This window comes from Nocardioides campestrisoli, assembly GCF_013624435.2.
Classification (GTDB): Bacteria; Actinomycetota; Actinomycetes; order Propionibacteriales; family Nocardioidaceae; genus Nocardioides; species Nocardioides campestrisoli.
Genome location: NZ_CP061768.1, coordinates 485,643 through 502,474, shown reverse-complemented (window position 1 = coordinate 502,474; position 16,832 = coordinate 485,643). Strand labels below are relative to the sequence as shown.

19 protein-coding genes are annotated in these 16,832 nt (G+C 72.3%); 4 read left to right on the top strand and 15 right to left on the bottom strand.

Going from position 1 to position 16,832, the window contains the following annotated elements:
* Positions 1–2: 2 nt before the first annotated feature.
* A complete protein-coding gene (locus H8838_RS02415; RefSeq protein WP_181309649.1) occupies positions 3–932 on the bottom strand; it encodes a hypothetical protein in 930 nt (309 codons plus the stop codon).
* Positions 933–950: 18 nt separating this feature from the next.
* On the opposite strand from H8838_RS02415, the gene H8838_RS02410 reads away from it, so the two are divergent.
* Positions 951–1,973, top strand: a complete 1,023-nt coding sequence (locus H8838_RS02410) for an MDR family NADP-dependent oxidoreductase (protein WP_185995276.1) — start codon at positions 951–953, stop codon at positions 1,971–1,973.
* On the top strand, positions 1,970–2,773 hold the full coding sequence (locus H8838_RS02405) for an SDR family oxidoreductase (protein WP_185995277.1): 804 nt from the start codon (positions 1,970–1,972) through the stop codon (positions 2,771–2,773). The genes H8838_RS02410 and H8838_RS02405 overlap by 4 nt, the downstream gene beginning before the upstream one ends.
* A gap of 85 nt (positions 2,774–2,858) precedes the next feature.
* Here H8838_RS02405 and H8838_RS02400 read toward each other — a convergent pair whose 3' ends face one another.
* The 14 genes from H8838_RS02400 to H8838_RS02335 form a co-directional block, all read right to left on the bottom strand.
* Positions 2,859–3,743: a hypothetical protein gene (locus H8838_RS02400; RefSeq protein ID WP_185995278.1), complete on the bottom strand. Its 885-nt coding sequence runs from the start codon at positions 3,741–3,743 to the stop codon at positions 2,859–2,861.
* Positions 3,744–3,899: 156 nt separating this feature from the next.
* Positions 3,900–4,766 (bottom strand): HpcH/HpaI aldolase/citrate lyase family protein, encoded by an 867-nt coding sequence (locus H8838_RS02395; RefSeq protein ID WP_181309656.1) that lies wholly within the window; start codon positions 4,764–4,766, stop codon positions 3,900–3,902.
* Positions 4,756–5,916 (bottom strand): acyl-CoA dehydrogenase family protein, encoded by a 1,161-nt coding sequence (locus H8838_RS02390; protein WP_185995279.1) that lies wholly within the window; start codon positions 5,914–5,916, stop codon positions 4,756–4,758. The genes H8838_RS02395 and H8838_RS02390 overlap by 11 nt, the downstream gene beginning before the upstream one ends.
* Before the next feature lie 10 nt (positions 5,917–5,926).
* Positions 5,927–6,367, bottom strand: a complete 441-nt coding sequence (locus H8838_RS02385; protein ID WP_181309659.1) for a Zn-ribbon domain-containing OB-fold protein — start codon at positions 6,365–6,367, stop codon at positions 5,927–5,929.
* Positions 6,364–7,512 carry an acetyl-CoA acetyltransferase gene (locus H8838_RS02380; protein WP_181309660.1) on the bottom strand — a complete coding sequence of 383 codons (1,149 nt, stop codon included), beginning with the start codon at positions 7,510–7,512 and terminating at the stop codon, positions 6,364–6,366. The genes H8838_RS02385 and H8838_RS02380 overlap by 4 nt, the downstream gene beginning before the upstream one ends.
* Positions 7,509–7,976 carry a MaoC/PaaZ C-terminal domain-containing protein gene (locus tag H8838_RS02375; RefSeq protein ID WP_185995280.1) on the bottom strand — a complete coding sequence of 156 codons (468 nt, stop codon included), beginning with the start codon at positions 7,974–7,976 and terminating at the stop codon, positions 7,509–7,511. Before H8838_RS02375 ends, H8838_RS02380 begins: the two co-directional genes overlap by 4 nt.
* Positions 7,973–8,485 carry an FAS1-like dehydratase domain-containing protein gene (locus H8838_RS02370; RefSeq protein WP_181309664.1) on the bottom strand — a complete coding sequence of 171 codons (513 nt, stop codon included), beginning with the start codon at positions 8,483–8,485 and terminating at the stop codon, positions 7,973–7,975. The genes H8838_RS02375 and H8838_RS02370 overlap by 4 nt, the downstream gene beginning before the upstream one ends.
* Positions 8,482–9,720 (bottom strand): RidA family protein, encoded by a 1,239-nt coding sequence (locus H8838_RS02365; protein WP_181309665.1) that lies wholly within the window; start codon positions 9,718–9,720, stop codon positions 8,482–8,484. Before H8838_RS02365 ends, H8838_RS02370 begins: the two co-directional genes overlap by 4 nt.
* Positions 9,717–11,111 carry an MmgE/PrpD family protein gene (locus H8838_RS02360; protein ID WP_185995281.1) on the bottom strand — a complete coding sequence of 465 codons (1,395 nt, stop codon included), beginning with the start codon at positions 11,109–11,111 and terminating at the stop codon, positions 9,717–9,719. The genes H8838_RS02365 and H8838_RS02360 overlap by 4 nt, the downstream gene beginning before the upstream one ends.
* Positions 11,112–11,113: 2 nt before the next feature.
* Positions 11,114–12,382, bottom strand: coding sequence for a CaiB/BaiF CoA transferase family protein (locus H8838_RS02355; protein ID WP_185995282.1), 1,269 nt, complete (start codon positions 12,380–12,382; stop codon positions 11,114–11,116).
* Positions 12,379–13,413: an LLM class flavin-dependent oxidoreductase gene (locus tag H8838_RS02350; protein WP_185995283.1), complete on the bottom strand. Its 1,035-nt coding sequence runs from the start codon at positions 13,411–13,413 to the stop codon at positions 12,379–12,381. The genes H8838_RS02355 and H8838_RS02350 overlap by 4 nt, the downstream gene beginning before the upstream one ends.
* Before the next feature lie 7 nt (positions 13,414–13,420).
* A complete protein-coding gene (locus H8838_RS02345; RefSeq protein WP_181309672.1) occupies positions 13,421–13,987 on the bottom strand; it encodes a MaoC family dehydratase in 567 nt (188 codons plus the stop codon).
* On the bottom strand, positions 13,984–14,724 hold the full coding sequence (locus H8838_RS02340; RefSeq protein WP_185995284.1) for an alpha/beta fold hydrolase: 741 nt from the start codon (positions 14,722–14,724) through the stop codon (positions 13,984–13,986). Before H8838_RS02340 ends, H8838_RS02345 begins: the two co-directional genes overlap by 4 nt.
* Complete coding sequence (locus H8838_RS02335) at positions 14,721–15,047, bottom strand: antibiotic biosynthesis monooxygenase family protein (protein ID WP_181309675.1); 327 nt, start codon at positions 15,045–15,047, stop codon at positions 14,721–14,723. Before H8838_RS02335 ends, H8838_RS02340 begins: the two co-directional genes overlap by 4 nt.
* A 47-nt stretch (positions 15,048–15,094) precedes the next feature.
* Here H8838_RS02335 and H8838_RS02330 point away from each other — a divergent pair, with 47 nt between their 5' ends.
* Positions 15,095–15,919 (top strand): hypothetical protein, encoded by an 825-nt coding sequence (locus H8838_RS02330; RefSeq protein ID WP_181309677.1) that lies wholly within the window; start codon positions 15,095–15,097, stop codon positions 15,917–15,919.
* Complete coding sequence (locus H8838_RS02325; RefSeq protein ID WP_185995285.1) at positions 15,916–16,776, top strand: NAD-dependent epimerase/dehydratase family protein; 861 nt, start codon at positions 15,916–15,918, stop codon at positions 16,774–16,776. Before H8838_RS02330 ends, H8838_RS02325 begins: the two co-directional genes overlap by 4 nt.
* The last annotated feature ends 56 nt before the right edge of the window (positions 16,777–16,832 follow it).

Here is a 16,832-nt window from a genome sequence, read left to right as displayed (position 1 = left end):
AGTCAGCCGCGCTCGACGACCAGGTGCGGCGCCGAGAAGGGCGGGATCAGCACGCAGGCGCGGACGACGCCGAACGGGGCCAGGTCGAGGGTGACGACCTGGGCCCCGTCCCCGGCGCGGGCGTGCAGCGCGTCCAGCTCGTCGGTGAGCACCACGAGGCCGAGCAGGCCGCGCCGCGGGGCCACCGAGCAGCCGAGCAGCGAGCCGCCCTGCGCGGCGTGGCCGTAGTCGACGATGTTGACGTAGGTCTGCCGGCGGCTCGGACCCACGGTGCGGGACCGGACCCGCAGCTCGGCGTCCACGCCGACGAGCTCGGAGAAGGACGCGTCCACGAAGTCGTACTCGTAGACCACTCCCCAGCCGAAGACGCGTTCGTACCAGGCGAGGGTGGGGCCGGCGTCGCTGAGCGGCAGCGAGATGCTGACCGGCTCGCTGGAGACCCGGTCGCGAACCTCGGCGAAGTCGGTGAAGAAGTCCGCGGGACCGTGCAGGAACGCGGTCACCACGTGGTCGGCGCCGAGGTGGTGCGCCTCCCGGAACCCGCCGTCGCCGGTCTCGTACGACGCCTCCTTGCCGATCATCGGGAAGCCCGCGTCCCGAGCATGGGCCAGCGAGGTCTCGAAGTCCCGGGCGTAGAAGTCGATCACCCGGAAGGCGTCGCGGTAGAGCCGGGTCCGCCCGTCGCGGATGGTCTCCGCGGCCTCCGGCAGCTCGGACTCGAAACGGCAGAGCACGGCGCCGGCCTCCACGCCGGGCGTACGCAGCACCACGACCTCGGTCGTGCACTCCGTGGCGAAGAGCGCGGCCGTGGCGTCGGCCGGGAGCCGGGCGCCCGACTCCACCCGCATCCCGAAGACCTCGGTCAGCAGCGGCACGTGGTCGCCCACGGAGTGGGCGGAGATCAGCGGACCGTAGATCCTGGAGGAGGACATCCGTATATTATATCTATTATGCCCTCCGTGGTCCCGGACACCACCCGTGTCGTCGTCGTCGCCTCGTCACCTCGAGGCCTCCCGATCGCCGAGGACTTCGCGGTCCGCGAGGAGCCACTCCCTCCGCGTGCGTCCGACCAGCTCCTGGTGCGGGTCGACGTGCTGTCGCTCGATCCCTACCTGCGCTCCCTCCTCAGACAGGGCCACCTCGACGACCCGGCGCTGGGCCCGGGACAGGTGATGCCCGGGCGCGCCGTCGCCACGGTGCTGGAGTCCGACGACCCGTCCCTGCCGGTGGGCTCGCTCGTGCTGGGTGAGACCGGCTGGCGCGAGCACGCCGTGCTCCCGGTCGCCCTGGCCTCCCCGGTACGTGTCCCGGAGCGCGTGCCGGCCTCCGCAGCCCTCGGCCTCCTCGGCATGCCGGGGCTGACCGCCTACGCCGCCCACGTGCGCCACCTCGCACCCCGGCCCGGCGAGACGGTGGTCGTCTCGTCCGCCACGGGCGGCGTGGGTTCGCTCGCCGGCCAGCTGGCCGCCCGCAGCGGCGCTCGCACCGTCGGCATCGTCGGCAGTCGCGAGAAGGTCGCGCTGGCGCACACGCTCGGCTACGACCAGGTCGTGGTCCGGACCGAGTCGGACTGGATCGACCAGCTGCACGCCGCCTGCCCCGACAAGGTCGACGCCTACCTGCACATGGGCGACCAGGCCACCCTGGACGGCGTCGTGGAGCACCTCGCCCTCGGCGCCCGGGTCTCGCTCTGCGGCCTGATCGACCAGTCCAACGGGGCGCCGCCCACCCGGTTCCGCGCGGGCGCGGTGATGCTCGCCCGGGCGACGGTGCGCGGGCTCGTCGTCCACGACCACGCCGACCTCGCAGCCGAGCACGCCGAGCGCGTGGGCGCTCTGCTCGCCACCGGGGCCCTCGGCCTGGTCGAGGACACCTGGAACGGGCTCGAACAGGCCGGCGCCGCGTTCGAGGCACTGATGTCCGGCCGCAACCGCGGCAAGGTCGTGGTCCAACTTCACCGGGAGGGTGAATGACGAAGAACGTCGTAGTCACAGGGAGCACCAAGGGGATCGGACGGGCCATGGCCCGGGAGCTGCACCGCCGCGGGCACCACGTGGTGGTCAGCGGACGCGACGAGGAAGCCCTGCGCTCCCTGGTCGCAGAGCTCGAGGGGACCGAGGGAGGCACGGTGGTCGGACAGCTCGTCGACGTCAGCGACCCGGACTCCGTCGAAGAGCTGTGGGCCGGCGCCGTCGGCAAGCTCGGCACCGTGGACCTGTGGGTCAACAACGCGGGGGTCGCCCACACCACGCAGACCATCGTGGACACGACCCCCGCGGCCGTGCGGAGCATGGTGGAGACCAACATGCTCGGCACGATCTTCGGCTCCCGGACCGCGGTGCGGGGCATGACGGCACAAGGGGGCGGCCAGCTCTTCAACGTGCTGGGCGGGGGCAGCGACGGCAGGATCCGCCCCGGCATGGGTGTCTACGGCGCGACCAAGCGAGGGCTCGACATGTTCACCCGTGCCCTGGTCAAGGAGGTCGACGGGACCGGGGTGCGGGTGGGACAGGTGCGCCCGGGCATCCTGGTCACGGACGGCTGGCTGCGCGAGGCTGCCGCCGCACCCGAGCAGGTGGCCCAGCAGCGACGGATGCTCAACATCCTCGTCGACCACGTCGACGAGGTGGCACCCGAGCTGGTCGCCCGGATGCTGGCCAGCACCCGGAACGGCGAGGAGATCGCGTGGCTCACCTCCGCCAGGCTCGCCAGGCGGTTCATGAGCCCCGGCTACGCCAGGAAGAACGACAAGCTGGCTCGCTACGGCCTCTGAGCCCGACGACGAGCACTGGTCCCTCAACGAGCACTGGCCCCGACGGAGATCCGTCGGGGCCAGTGTCCTTTGGGGGGTACGGGGGTCAGATCCGGAAGGAGCCCTTGCCCTTCGAGGCCAGGTGAGCGGCGTCGCCGCCGTAGCTCGTGGTGACCTTGTAGGCGCCCTTCGCGAGCTTCTTGAGGGTGACCTTGCCCTTGCCGTTCTTGACCGTCACCGTGACGGTCTTGAACTTCTTCTTGCCCTTCTTGACCACGATCGTGGCCTTGCCGGTCGCCTTCACGTCAGCGCCCTTGACCGCCACCGTGAGGACGGCCTTCTTCTTCTTCTTGTCGGCCTTGATCTTGACCGTCGTCTTGGACGACACGGCCGCCGGCGTCGGAGTCGGCGTCGGGGTGGGCGTCGGCGTCGGGGTGGGCGTCGGCGTCGGCGTCGGCGTCGGAGTCGGCGTCGGCGTCGGCGTCGGGGTGGGGGTGGGCGTCGGCGGCGGAGAGACGACCTTGACGCACGGGATGGGGTTGTCGCTGCCCATGGCGTTCATGGTCAGGGCCAACGTGTCGATGGAGAGCGCCGACGGAGCGGCGGTGCCGACCCGAGTCCCGGCGACGGTGGGCATCTGGAACGCGCTGCTGCCCGGCAGGGGCGGGGCGTAGGCCTTCGAACCCTTGAGCGTGACCGCCTCGGCATCGAGCTTGATGCCGAGGTTCACGTCCATGCGGCTGACGGTGACGAACGCGGGCATGCCCGGCACGAAGTTGTTCTCGAGCGAGGCACTGACGCCCGTGCCGTCGACCGCCACCTCCGTCTTGACCACGTAGGGCAGCTTCCACGACTGGAAGGTGCACTCGAACGCCTGGCTGCCGGTCAGGACGACCGGGGCTGCGGACGCGGTGGTGGACAGGGCAGGCACTGCCAGCACACCCAGCACCAGGGCTCCGGACGCTGCACCAGCGATTCTTCGAAAACGCATGGGTTCCTCCTCGTTGGGCCGCGCCCTCGGGTGGCGTGACCTGGGTCTCAATCCGATAAGATATATGATCGCGTCGTTGAGGAACAGGGGTGCGACCAGATTTCTGTGATCTGTCACACGCCGGAAACACGCCGGCTTCTCGAGGCGGACCGCGGGTCATCGCCTCCGTGCAAGCACCAGCCGAGCGTGCCGGGCCACGGCCTCGTCGATCATCCGGCCGCGGGCGTCCAGCGCGACGCCGGAGCCAGCGGCTGACAGAGCCGCGAGGAGCGACTCCGCCTCGGCCACAGCCTCGGCGGTCGGCGTGAAGACGTCGTTGACGGTGGCCACCTGCGCCGGGTGGATGCAGGCCCGCCCCATGAAGCCCAGCCGGGCCAGCGCCTCGGTCGAGGCGCGGAGCGCGTCCAGGTCCCGGAAGTCGGTGGAGACGGGCGCGATGGGCGGAGCGATGCCCGCGGCTGCGGAGACCAGCACCACCTGGGAGCGCACCCAGAGGAGCTCACGCTCGTCGGGCCCGAGCGTGACCCCCAGGTCGGCGCGCAGGTCGGCCTCCCCCACCTGGAGCCGGTGCACCCGGGGCGCGGCCGCGATCTCCGCAGCCCGCAGCACGCCGGCGGCGCTCTCCAGCAGCGGCACGATCCGGGCGGGTGACCCCAGCTCCTCGAGCAGCGCGGCCGCCGCCACCACCTGCTCGGGCGACTCGACCTTGGCCAGGGTCACCCCGGCCAGGCCGGCGGCCGCCGCGACGGCACGGATGTCGTCCAGCGCAGGCGGGCCGGCGTTCACCCGCACCCAGACCTCGACGTCGGTGGGCGGCAGCCCGTCGAGCCAGGTGGCCACCAGGTCGCGCGCCAACGCCTTGCGGCCCGGCGCCACCGCGTCCTCCAGGTCGACGATCAGCTCGTCGGCACCCCGGCCCAGGGCGCTGCGGAGCTTCTCCGGCGAGTCCCCGGGCACGTAGAGCGCGGAGCGCGAGAGCCTGGCGCCGTGCGCGAGAGCCTCTCCGGCGACCTCAGCCGACACGGGTCTCCCCCTTGATCAGCGACTTCGCGACGACCGTGCGCAGGATGTCGTTGGTGCCCTCGCCGATGCTCATCAGGATCGAGTCGCGGTAGAGCCGCTCCACCTCGAACTCCGTGGAGTAGCCGTAGCCCCCGTGAACCTTCATCGAGTCGATCGCCGCCTGCAACGCCACCTCGGAGCAGAAGATCTTGGCCATCCCGGTGGCGCCGTCGGCCCGCCCGCGGCGCACCGCGTCGGCCGCCCAGTAGGCCATCAACCGGGCAGCCTGCACCTGGGTGCCGAGCTCACCCAGCTTCAGTTGGATCGCCTGGAACTCCGCGATCGGCTGGCCGAACGCCTTGCGCTGCTGGGCGTAGGCGAGCGCCTCGTCGTGGGCCCGCTGGGCGATGCCCACCGAGCGGGCGGCGATGTTGACCCGGCCCCACTCCAGGGCCGAGAGCACCTGCTGCATGCCGCGCCCCTCGACCCCGCCGACGAGCTGGCTCGCCGGCACCCGGACGTCGTCGAGCACGACCTCGCAGGACTCGGTGCCCTTGTAGCCGAGCTTGCCGATGTCCTTGGTCACCTCGAACCCCGGGGTGCCTGCCTCGACCAGGAGCACGCTCATCCCCCGGTGCGCCGGCGAGGCGGCCGGGTCGGTCTTGACCAGGACCGGCAGCGGGTCGGCGTACCTCGCGTTGGTGATCCAGGTCTTGGACCCGTTGACCACGTAGTGGTCGCCCTCCAGCCGGGCGGTGGTGCGGATCCCCTGGAGGTCGGTGCCCGCGTCGGGCTCGGTGAGGCCGATGGCGGTACGGCGCCTGCCGGTGGCCAGGTCCGGGAGGTACTTCTCCTTCTGCTCCGGCGTCCCGTGCATGTGGATCAGCCGGCAGGCCAGCGAGTGGCTGCCCAGGATGCCGGCGATGCCCATCCAGCCGCGGGCCAGCTCCTCGAAGACCAGGGCGAAGGAGATCGGGTCCAGGTCGAGGCCGCCGTACTCCTCCGGGACGGTGATGCCGAACAGACCCATGTCGGCCATCCCGGCGACGATCTCGGTGGGGTAGCGACCACTCTGCTCCCACTCCCGGGCGACCGGCACGATCTCCCGGTCCACGAACTGGCGGAGCAGGGCCTTGAACTCCGCCTGGTCCTCGTTGAGCGTGAAGTCCATCTGGTGCCTCTCAGGTCTCGGTGCGAGGGATGAAGTAGGGCAGGGCGCGGCCGTCGTCCAGATCGGCCCAGGCCACGACGACGGGGTCGTCGATCCGCCAGCCGCCTCCGGGCTCCGCCGGCTCCAGGCGGGCGAGCACGACCGGGCCCTCGGCGAGGCGGACGCGCGCCACGGTGTACGGCACCTCGAGCTCCGGCCGGGGGGCCCGGTGCACCACGGTGAAGGTGTCCACGACGCCGGTCCCGGCGGCGTCGGCCTGCGCCAGGTGGTCCATCGAGCCGCAGCCGGTGCAGAGCGCCCGCGGGGGGTGCTGCACGTGCCGGCAGGCTGAGCACTCCTGCACCGTGAGCCGGTGCCGCTCGGTGGCCGCCCAGTAGTCGGCCGTGTTCTCGTCTGCGGGCGGGACGTCGCCCGGGACCCAGCCGCCGGAGACCTGCTCGGGAAGGCTCATCGGTCCACCCCCAGGACGACCGTCGCGTGCGTCGAGAGGATGCCGCCGGTGCCGTGCGCCACGGCGACCTCGGCGCCCTGGACCTGGCGGGCGCCGCACTCGCCGCGCAGCTGGCGCACCGCCTCGACGAGCAGCAGGACCCCGAGCTGGCCGGGGTGGCAGTAGGAGAGCCCACCCCCGGAGGTGTTGAGCGGGAGATCGCCTCCGGGACGGATCCGGCCGCCCTGGACGAACGCCAGGGCCTCGCCCTCCCCGCACAGGCCGAGCGCCTCGAGGCTGAGCACGGTGGTGATCGTGAACGAGTCGTAGACCTGCGCCACGTCGACGTCGGTGGCGCTGACACCGGCGCGCGCATAGGCGTCCCGGACGGCACCTCGCGCCCCCGGGACGGCCAGGTCGCTCACGGCGGTGAACGAGGTGTTGGTGGTCCGCTCGCCGTAGCCGAGCACCTCGACCGGCCGCCGCGCCAGGTCGCGGGCCCGCTCCAGGGAGGTCACCACGACTGCTCCCCCGCCGTCGGTGACCAGGCAGCAGTCCGCCGCCGTCAGGGGCGAGGAGATCATCGGCGAGTCGACCACGTCGGAGACGCTCAGCGAGCCCTTGCCGTGCCGGAACGCCTTCGGGTTGAGCAGCGCCCACTCCCGGGCAGCGACCGCGACCTCGGCCAGCTGCTCGCGGGTGCCGCCGTAGCGGTGCAGGTAGGCCTGCGCCGCCATGGCGTAGTACGACAACGGGAACAGCGGGTCGTAGGGCTCCTCGAAGGCCGCCTCCGGAACCCAGGGCTCATGGACGCCGCCGAGCCGGCGCGAGCGGGCCGAGCGCTGGTCGGAGGCATAGGAGATCACCACCACGCTGGCCTGGCCGGCCTGGATCGCCTGGGTGGCGCGGGCGAGGTACATCTCGAAGGCGCTGCCGCCCGCGAAGGTCGAGTCGGTCCAGGTGGGCACCACGCCGAGGTAGTCGGCGAGCTGGGTCGCGGAGAAGCGCGAGATGCCGTTGGTGGCGAGACCGTCGACGTCGGCCAAGGTGAGCCCCGCGTCGGCCAGTGCCCGGGTCACCGCCTGGGCCTGCAGGGTCAGGATCGACTTCCCGGTGACGCCCAGGTCGCACTCCGCCGCCCCGGCGACCGCGACGCCGGTGCTCATCCGGCACCCGGACCGTCGGGCGTGCCGAGCAGCACCACCGCACGCGCCGGAGCGGCGGCCGCCCGCCCGTCGGCCCCGTCCTCGGCCACCGCGACGACCTTCAGCTCCACGGTGAGGCGGTCCGAGCCCACCTCGGTGACCGTGCCGGTGCAGCGCAGTCGCTCGCCGGCGAAGACCAGGTTGCGGAAGCTGAGCTCGAGCCGGTGCACGAACGACTGCGGGCCGAGCCAGTCCTGGAGCATCTCGACCAGGAGCGCTCCGTAGACCTGCCCGTCCACGATCGGACCGGGCAGGCCCTTCTCGGCGACGTACGCCGTGTCGTAGTGCAGGCGGTGCCAGTCCCAGGTGGCGCCGGCGTAGGCGACCATGTCGGGCAGCCCGATCGTGCGCTCCAGCGGGGGGACGGGGTCGCCGACCGCGAGGCTCGCGTGGTCGGCGAAGACCGTGGGGAAGGGCTCGCTCATGCCTGCTCCGTCCCGCTGCGCGCGAGCTCGACGAAGATGATCGTCTCCGCGTTCTCCGCCAGCAGCTCGTCGTCCTGGTTGGTGTAGGTCGCGGTCGAGGCGACGACCAGCATCGCGCTGCCCGAGCCGGTGACCTTCTCGCTGACCGAGGTGATCCGCCAGGTCGCGGTGACCACGTCCTCGGGACGGATGCGGCGGTGGAAGGTGTAGGCGTTGCCGCCGCGGACCTGGCGGGTGTGCGGGATGTCGAGGTCCCAGGTGTGACCCGCGTAGCCCTCGTGGTCCGCCGGCAGAGCGGCGTACTGGTTGGTCTCGCAGACCAGCGTCAGCGGCGCGGTCACGCCGTCCAGGCCCTGGGCCCGGGCGTAGTCGGGATCGGAGTACAACGGGTTGGCGTCGCCGATGGCGAGCCCGAAGTAGCGCCCCGCGGCGGCGCCGAACGGCTCGGGCGCGGTGTAGACCTTGGTGCGACCCTCGAGGGCACGCACCTCGTCGGTGAGCAGGCTCATCGGTGTGCCTCCCCGGTGCCGGTCTCGACGGCGGGGTAGAGGGCGGTCGGGAAGACCTCGAGCAGGAACTCGGGACGCAGCAGGCTGTGGCACAGCGCGCCGGTCGAGGCCGGCCAAGGCGGTCCGAGGAGTCGCTCGCGGACCTCGGCCACCGCCTTGTAGTCGCCGACGGCCGACTCCACGCAGTACTCCGTGGTCTCCAGGAGGTCCGCGGGCCCGAGACCGGCGTGCTCGAGCAGGTGCAGGACCGCGCCGTACGTCGCCTCCGCCTGCCGGCCCAGGTCGCCGGCGTGCAGCGCCTGCTGGGACTCCATGTCGAGGGCCGCGAAGCCGGACATGAACAGGGTGCGCCCGGCCTTGACCCCCGGCGCGTAGGTGAGCGTGTCGTAGCGCGACCAGCCGGGGTTGACCAGCTCGAGCGGGTGCCGCGAGGCGGTCACGTCGATCGCCACCAGCGCGCCGGGGGCGTGCAGCCGGCTCATCAGGATCCCCCCGGCACCCGGGTAGACCGAGCCTTCGTTGTCGCCCAGCAGCTCCTTGCGGACCCTGTGGGTGCCGCGGTAGACCGCGCGGGTCTCCGGGGTCGAGTAGTCGTAGGTGGTCACCGCGTGGCCGAGCGTCAGACCGACCGACTCGAGCATCGCGCCGGCCCGCTCCAGCACGTAGCGGTACTGGGAGACGAAGTCGCCCTCGAAGACCACGTCACCGTGCTCGTCGACGGGGGTGACCGTCGGCAGGTAGACCACGCCGTCCTCGCCCTCGGTGATCGAGGACGCCTGCCACGTCCCCGCCTCGCGGGCCTCGGAGGCCACCCGGAGCTGCCGCCCGCCGCCGCGCACCGCGTGCAGCTCGACCTCGAGCCAGGCGGCCCGTCGCACCAGGCGCTCGACCACCACGGTCCGCACCGTCGGCCGGTCCCCCAGCAGCTCGCGCCGCACCCCGGCCGCGTCCTCGTAGGCGGGCAGCCCGGCGACCGTGACGTTCTCGCTGACCCGGGTGACGTCCTCGGGGCCGAAGCCCGCACCCTCGAGGATCGCCAGGCACTTGGCGTAGGCGATCCGGGCCTGCTGCTCCATGGTGCCCTCGACCGTCATCCTGCCGAGGGCAGGGTCGTGGCGCGCCGAGGTGTGCCCGGAGGTCCAGGCGGAGTCGCCCTCGGTGAGACCGAGGGAGAAGGTGAAGCCCTGGTAGGGGAACCAGCCGAACTCGTCGGGCTCGATGGCGGACAGGGTCATGCAGGGACCTCCAGGGGTGCGTCGGCCGCCGCAGCGGCACGGTTGAGAAGCGTGGTCAGGTCGGCGGCACCGGGCAGGGAGAGGACCGCCTCGGCCAACGGGTCGGCCAGCGGTCCGGCGTTCCCGGCGAGCTTGGCGCGCAGGTCGGCGTCGGTCAGCGGGGCCGACCCTCCGCCGGGGCTCCGGTCGACGTGGCCGGTGACGGTGCGCCCGTCGGCCAGCGTCAGGACGACGTCGCCGGCGGCATCGGCGGCGACTCCGTGGCCGGGGGTCTCCTCCCAGGTGATCCGTGCGGCGAGCGCGCCGATCTCGGGCCGCGCGAGCTGGGCGGGTGCGTAGGTCTCCACGCCGACGTGGCCGTCGACGAGCAGGGCGGCGACGCTCCACGGCAGGCTGAACTTGGCGGCGTACGGGCCGACCGGCTGGACCAGGTCGCGGTCGGCGACGCAGACCACCGACGCGGAGTCCGGATGCACGCGCGCGTGCACCGCGACGACCGCGTCGACGTCGGCGCCGGCGCTCGCCAAGCCGGCCGCGGCCGCGGCCATGGTGGCGTGGGCCAGCTGGCAGGTCGGCCACGGCTTGATGCCGATCCGGGTGGTCTCCCACACCGAGCCGAGGTCGCGCAGCACCACCGAGACGTCGACCGGACCGGTGGCGAGCGCGTCGTAGACCCCGTGCGGGCCGTCGAAGACGGTCTCCGGCCCCGTCGCCCCCGCCGCCGCGAGGCGCGCCGACAGGATGCCCGACTGGGAGGCGAAGCCGGGGTGCAGCTGCTTGGTGCTGGCGCCGGTGGCCAGGAAGGCCAGCAGGCCGCCGGCCTGGCTGCCGGCGATCCCGAGGGCGTGGGTGGTGGTCGCGGCGTCCAGCCCGAGCAGCCTGGCCGCCACCGCGGCGGAGGAGAAGACCCCGGCCACCATCGTCGCGTGCAGGCCCGCCGCGTGGAAGCCGTGCGGTGCGGCGGAGGCGACCCGGCAGGCGACCTCGTAGCCCACGACCGCGGCGTCGAGGACCGCGCGGCCGTCGGCTCCCACCTGCTCCCCCACCGCGAACGCCGCGGGCAGGACCACGGCGGTGGCGTGCACCAGACCGCCCGCGTGGGTGTCGTCGAAGTCGAGCGCGTGCACGAGCGTGCCGTTGGCCAGGGCCGCCGCGGGCGCCGAGATCCTGGTCGAGGTGCCCAGCACCGTGGCCTCCGCCGGGCCGCCGAGTCCGGTGGCGACGGCGAGCGCCGGCCCGGCCGCGTCCGCCCGCACGGCGGCGACCGCGTTGCCCAGGCCGTCGAGCAGGTGGCGCAGCGCAGCGGCCTCGACCTCGACCGGCACCGCCAGGTCGGCGGTGATCCAGCGGGCCAGCTCGGCGGCCGTGCTCGGGGAGTGGTCGGCGGACATGCTCAGGCCTCCGCCGCCCCGGACGCCTGGGCCACGTCCACCTGCTCCTGGGCCCGGGGCGCAGCGCCGAAGGCACCCGCTGCGGCGAGCTCGGCGATCCTGGCCTCGTCGTACCCGGCGACCTCGGTGAGCACCTCGAGGGCGTGCTCGTTGCGCTGCGGGGCACGGCGGTAGTCGGGCACCCCCGCGCCCACCCGCACCGGCGAGGCCACCTGGGTGACGGTGCCGTAGCGGGGGTGCTCGGTGGTGACCAGCATGTTGCGGGCGACCAGGTGCTCGTCCTTGAGGGCGGCCTCCACGTCGTTGATCGGGCCGCACGGGATCGCGGCCGGGTAGCACAGCGAGAGCCAGTGGTCCACGGTCTCGGTGGCGAAGATCGCCTCCAGCGCGGCGGTCAGCTCGGCCTGGTTCTGCTGACGCAGCGTGAAGCTCGCGTACGGCGACCCCTCCTGCGCCCACTCCGGGTGGCCGATGACCTCGGCCAGGCGGACCCAGAACTTCTCCTTGGCGCACCCCACCACGAACCACCCGTCGAGCGCCTCGAAGGCCTGGAAGGGGACGAGCGAGGGGTGGGCCGAGTGGCTGATCCGCCTCGGCGTGTAGCCGGCGTTCAGGTGCCAGGTGGCGGGGTAGGTCAGCATCGCCATCGCGGTGTCGTACAGCGAGACGTCGCAGTCCATGCCGACGCCGTCGCGCCGGGCGGCGTGCAGGCCGGCCATCAGCGACAGCGCGGCCACGTAGCCACCGGAGAAGTCCACCAACGACAGACCCGACTTCGTCGGCGGGCCGTCCGGCTCGCCGGTGAGCTCCATCCAGCCGGCCAGGCCCTGGAGCACGTAGTCGTAGCCCGGCTCCTTCTGCCGCGGCCCGGTCATCCCGAAGCCGGTCAGCGAGCAGCACACGATCGCGGGGTTGAGGTGCTTGAGCTGGTCGTAGGTGATCCCGATCTTCTCCGGCACGTCACCGCGCAGGTTGGAGTAGACCGCGTCGGCGTTGCGGACCAGGTCCTCGAAGACCTCCCGCCCCTCGGGCGCCTTGATGTCCAGCGAGATGGACCTCTTGTTGCGGTTGAAGGTCTCGAAGAAGAGCGAGTCCTCCCCCTCGAAGTACGGCGGCACGTACCGGCCGACGTCGCCGCCCACCCGGGGGTCCTCGATCTTGATCACGTCGGCCCCGAGGTCGGCGAGGTGCACGCTGCCGAAGGGCCCGGCGCCGTACTGCTCGAGGGAGATGATCCTGACGTCCTGGAGCGGCTTGCGGGGCGTGGTCACTGGAGTCCTCCTGAGGTGGCCGAGATGAGGTCGATGACCTGGTTCTGGGCAGTGCGGATCTGCGCCGGGGAGAGCCCGTGCGTCGGGGCGGAGAGCTTGACCGCGTCGGCCAGGCCGACGTAGCCCGCGAGCTGCTCGGCCACCCGGTCGCGGTCGCCGTTGAGGGTCAGCGCGTCCACCATCTCCGGGGTCACCGCCTCGGCCAGGTGCTCGGCGCCCCGGCCGCTGCGGAAGGCCTCGACCACCTGATGCTGGGCCTCGCCGAGGCCGTGGAAGGCGAAGAAGTCGGCATAGCTGCGCACGCTGGCGTAGAAGCCCACGTGGCCCCGGACCCGGTCGACGGCGAGCCACGGGTCCGCGTCGACCGAGCAGCAGGCGGAGACCACGAGCTCGAGGTCCTCGCGGCGACGGCCCTCGACGGCGTCCAGGCCGGCCTGGATCTCCGGCAGGATCCGTTCGGCCAGGTAACGCGGTGAGCAGAGCTCGTGGCTGATCCAGCCGTCGGCGATCCGCCCCGCCAGGCGGGTCATGGCGGGGCCCATCGCGGCCAGGTAGACGGGGATCTCGGGGCGCGCCGTCGGGTAGGGACGCTGGTAGCCGCGGATCCGCATCGGCTCGAACTCGCCCTCCAGGTCGATCTCCTCACCGAGGGTGGCGCCGGCGACGAAGCGCCGGACGTTGCGGACCACCTCGCGCAGGTGCGGGACGGGCTTGCCCCAGCGGGCGTGGTGCCAGTCCTCGTTGAGGCGCTGCACGCCGGTGCCGAGGCCGAGGATGAACCGGCCGCCCGAGAGCTCGTCGAGGTCGAGCGCCTCCAGCGCGGTCACCATGGGGCTGCGGGTGAACGCCAGCTGGATGGCGGTGCCGACCTGGGCCGACGTGGTCGCCTGGGCGACCGCCGCGGCGGTGACGCTGGCGCTGCGGTGCAGCTCGGGCACCCAGATCACCTCGGCGCCGGCCTCCTCCGCGCGGCGCGCCGCGTCCGCCAGCTCCGTCAGGGTCTCGCCCCACGGGGCGAAGGTGATGCGCATCCGGCCCTCAGTCCTCGGCGAGGTCGGTGCCGGCGAGCAGGGAGCGCTTGCCCTCGGGGAAGATCCCCTCGAGCTGCTCGGCGCCCTGCTTGTAGACGTAGAACATGCGCTTGAACGAGCACACCTCGTCACCGTGCTGGTTCAGGGTGCGGGTCTTGACCGTGACGATGCCGGCGTGCGGGCGCTTGGCCGACTCGCGCTTCTCCAGGACCACGGACTCGCTGAAGAGGGTGTCCCCGGCGAAGACCGGGTGGGTCATCCGGATGTCGTCCCAGCCGAGGTTGGCGAAGGCGTTCTGGGTGAGGTCGGTGACGGACTGACCCACCGCGATGGCCACCGTCAGCGTCGAGACGACCAGCGGCTTCTCGAACTCCGAGCGCCTCGCGTACTCGCTGTTGAAGTGCATCTGGTTGGTGTTCATCGTGAGCAGCGAGAAGGAGATGTTGTCGTGCTCGGTGAGGGTCCGGCCGAGCGGGTGCTGGTAGATGTCGCCGACCTCGAAGTCCTCGAAGAACCTGCCCTGCCACCCGGGCTTCAGGCTGGCTGCGGCGGGTCCGTGCTCGGAGATGGTCATCGGAGACCTTTCATGGTCGGGCGCGGCCTGCTGGTCGCGTGCGGGTCGGGCTGGGTGGGCACCTGCGCCAGGAGCAGGGCGGCGACGAGCGAGGGCGCGCTCAGGGGCGCGTCGTGGCCGGCGTCCAGGACGGTGAACGGGCGCCCCTGCGCCTCGAGCCGTGCCCGGGTGTGGGTCGAGGGGTAGCCGGCGGGGGTGCGCGCGCAGAACGCGAAGACCTCGCGGACCTCGGCCGGCACCGCGGGCACCGCGTCCAGCGCCGGACCCACCGGGCTGGCGCTCAGGCGCGCGTCCACCCAACGGGCGGTCTCCTCGTCGTACTCCCCGGAGTCTTTGGGGACCGGGGTCGCCCGGACGGCGGTGCCGCGCTCGGGAAGCCGGGAGGGCGTCGGGCCCAGGTCGACGGCGCGCTCGCCGGCGGCGGGCACGGCCGCGTCGAGATGGACCACGCAGGCGATCCGGTCCGGGATCCGGGCCGCCACCGACGACGTCACGAGACCGCCCTGGCTGTGCCCGACCAGGACCACCTCGCGCAGGTCCTCCAGCAGGATCAGCCGGCTGACCTGGTCCGACCACGTCTTGAGCCCGGTGACCTCCCGGACCCGCTCGTGGTGCTCGCCGGCGCCGATCAGGCTGGGGGCGTGCACGTCGTGCCCGGCGGCGACGAGGTGCGGCCGGACCTGGCGCCACGCCCAGCCGCCGCGGAACGCTCCGTGCACCAGGACGAACGCCGTCATGCCCGTACCTGCGGATCGGCCTCGTCGAGGACGACCTCGAGGTACTCGCGCGGGTAGGAGTCGTAGGGCTCGAGGTGCTCGTACATGAGCTCGGTGTGCTCGACGTAGCCCTCGGCCCGGGTGCACGCCTCGTAGTGCTCGACGGAGTCGAACCAGCGCAGGTGGGTGAAGTGCTGGGGGTCCTCAACGCCGCGTACCAGACGCCGTCCGCGGAAGCCGGGCTGTCCGGTGAAGAACCTCCCGAACTCGCCGCTGAGCGCGACGTATGCGCTCGCGTGCTCCTCGCCCGGCTTGGTGCGGGCCTGACTCACCACCACGATCATCGCTCCACCTCCTGACAGAATAGATCATATATCTATACTCTGGGTTCGTGAGCAGCAGCGCGCAGACCAAGACCATCCACGAGTTCCTCGCGGAGAGCCCGGACGTCGACAGCTCGGAGCTGTGGGCAGAGTTCTGGCAGATCCTCAGCGAGGCCAAGGAACGCATCGTCGCCGAGCTCCCGGTGCAGCCGCACCCGGCGAGCGAGGGCCTCGACTACTGGGCCACCGAGGACGGCAGCTACGAGGGGTCGATGCACACCTTCTCCGGCGACCAGTCCGTCGAAGGTGCGGCCGCGGAGTGGCTCGTCCACTCCTGGATCGGCAATCGGAAGAGCTCGATCCTGGACATGAACCTTCAGGTCTGGCTGGGGCCGCAGGTCGACGTGCCCCACCTGATCCTGGTCTTCGGCACCATCCCGCAGGTGTTCTTCTACTCCGAGTGCGTGGCGCGGCGAGACCTGATGGTCGACGCCGACCACCTCGCGCGCTACTACGAGCCGGAGAACGAGAAGTTCCTGGCGCTGCGCGGCGACGACCGGTTCACCTGGTCGGTCAGCCACGGCACCTACATGCGGGCCTTCCTCTCCCCCATCGCCCACTCCTACGTGGCCGAGCGGACCGACGACGTCGTCGAGACCCTGCGCCGCGTGGTGACCGACCGGGTGGACACCTGGCTGGGATGGGTCCGCGACGCCGTCGCGACGCCGGTGGAGGATCGACCCGCGCTGCATGCGCGCGACCACCGGGTCCGCACCCTCGGCTACACCCTCGACCCGATGAACGAGCTGTCCAAGAAGTTCCTCGGGGCAGAGCGGGTCGACGAGCTGGTCGCGGTCCGCGCCGGCTTCACCCAGATGAAGGAGAACTCATGAAGGTCCTTGTCATCGGCGCAGGCTTCGTCGGCTCAGCCGCCGCACGGCAGCTGGTCGACCTCGGCCACGACGTGACGGTCACCGCCACCAGCGCCGAGAAGGTGGAGACGCTCCGGGAGAGCTTCCCCCGCGCCGTGGTGCTGCGAGGCTCCGAGGAGGAGACGGTCCGCGAGGCCGTGGCCGGTCAGGACGTGGTGGTCGTCACCGCGGGGCCGTCCGCCCAGGGTTCCATGACCCCGGAGGGCCGGGCGAAGACCTACCGCGACGTGCTGGTCCGCACCGCCGAGAACGTGGTGGCGGCTGCCGGGCCCCAGACCCGTCTGGTCGCACTCTCCTCGCTCTCGGTCTACGGCGACGCCGCCAACCACCTCGAGGTGATCGACGAGTCCGCACCCGTGACCACCTCGGCCGACCCCAGCCCCAGCAACTTCCTCGCCATGGAGCAGGTCTACGCCAGCACGGGTGACCGGGCGACGATCTTCCGGTGCGGCGACATCTTCGGCCCCGGCGACCCGCCGATCGCGGAGAAGGTCGCGATGGCCCACCAGTACCTCGGCGGGTCCGTGCCGTTCTCGGGCGACGCCCTGCTCTACCGGCTGCACGTCGACGACGCGGCGGAGGCAGTGGTGCACGCGGTGCACCACGACATCAGCGGCATCTTCAACCTGACCCACGCGCAGGTGCCCCCGACCAACGCCAAGCTCTTCGACCGCCTCTCCGCCGAGCAGGGTCTTCCTGCCCTGCAGTACCGCGACGAGATCGCCTCGCCGTCCGCGCCCATCTCGGTGGAGAAGCTCCGCACGAGCGGGTTCGAGGCGGTCCGGTCGTTCGACCCGGCGCTGGCCCAGCCGGCCTGAGCCGTCCTTCCGGCCCGCGCGGGCCCACGGACGAGAAGACCACCGGGGCGGGCCTG

Excerpts from the sequence above, each read along its gene's own strand:
- H8838_RS02415 (WP_181309649.1), bottom strand. The coding sequence starts at position 932 with ATGTCCTCCTCCAGGATCTACGGTCCGCTGATCTCCGCCCACTCCGTG.
- H8838_RS02410 (WP_185995276.1), top strand. The coding sequence starts at position 951 with ATGCCCTCCGTGGTCCCGGACACCACCCGTGTCGTCGTCGTCGCCTCG.
- H8838_RS02405 (WP_185995277.1), top strand. The coding sequence starts at position 1,970 with ATGACGAAGAACGTCGTAGTCACAGGGAGCACCAAGGGGATCGGACGG.
- H8838_RS02400 (WP_185995278.1), bottom strand. The coding sequence starts at position 3,743 with ATGCGTTTTCGAAGAATCGCTGGTGCAGCGTCCGGAGCCCTGGTGCTG.
- H8838_RS02390 (WP_185995279.1), bottom strand. The coding sequence starts at position 5,916 with ATGGACTTCACGCTCAACGAGGACCAGGCGGAGTTCAAGGCCCTGCTC.
- H8838_RS02385 (WP_181309659.1), bottom strand. The coding sequence starts at position 6,367 with ATGAGCCTTCCCGAGCAGGTCTCCGGCGGCTGGGTCCCGGGCGACGTC.
- H8838_RS02380 (WP_181309660.1), bottom strand. The coding sequence starts at position 7,512 with ATGAGCACCGGCGTCGCGGTCGCCGGGGCGGCGGAGTGCGACCTGGGC.
- H8838_RS02375 (WP_185995280.1), bottom strand. The coding sequence starts at position 7,976 with ATGAGCGAGCCCTTCCCCACGGTCTTCGCCGACCACGCGAGCCTCGCG.
- H8838_RS02370 (WP_181309664.1), bottom strand. The coding sequence starts at position 8,485 with ATGAGCCTGCTCACCGACGAGGTGCGTGCCCTCGAGGGTCGCACCAAG.
- H8838_RS02365 (WP_181309665.1), bottom strand. The coding sequence starts at position 9,720 with ATGACCCTGTCCGCCATCGAGCCCGACGAGTTCGGCTGGTTCCCCTAC.
- H8838_RS02360 (WP_185995281.1), bottom strand. The coding sequence starts at position 11,111 with ATGTCCGCCGACCACTCCCCGAGCACGGCCGCCGAGCTGGCCCGCTGG.
- H8838_RS02350 (WP_185995283.1), bottom strand. The coding sequence starts at position 13,413 with ATGCGCATCACCTTCGCCCCGTGGGGCGAGACCCTGACGGAGCTGGCG.
- H8838_RS02345 (WP_181309672.1), bottom strand. The coding sequence starts at position 13,987 with ATGACCATCTCCGAGCACGGACCCGCCGCAGCCAGCCTGAAGCCCGGG.
- H8838_RS02340 (WP_185995284.1), bottom strand. The coding sequence starts at position 14,724 with ATGACGGCGTTCGTCCTGGTGCACGGAGCGTTCCGCGGCGGCTGGGCG.
- H8838_RS02335 (WP_181309675.1), bottom strand. The coding sequence starts at position 15,047 with ATGATCGTGGTGGTGAGTCAGGCCCGCACCAAGCCGGGCGAGGAGCAC.
- H8838_RS02325 (WP_185995285.1), top strand. The coding sequence starts at position 15,916 with ATGAAGGTCCTTGTCATCGGCGCAGGCTTCGTCGGCTCAGCCGCCGCA.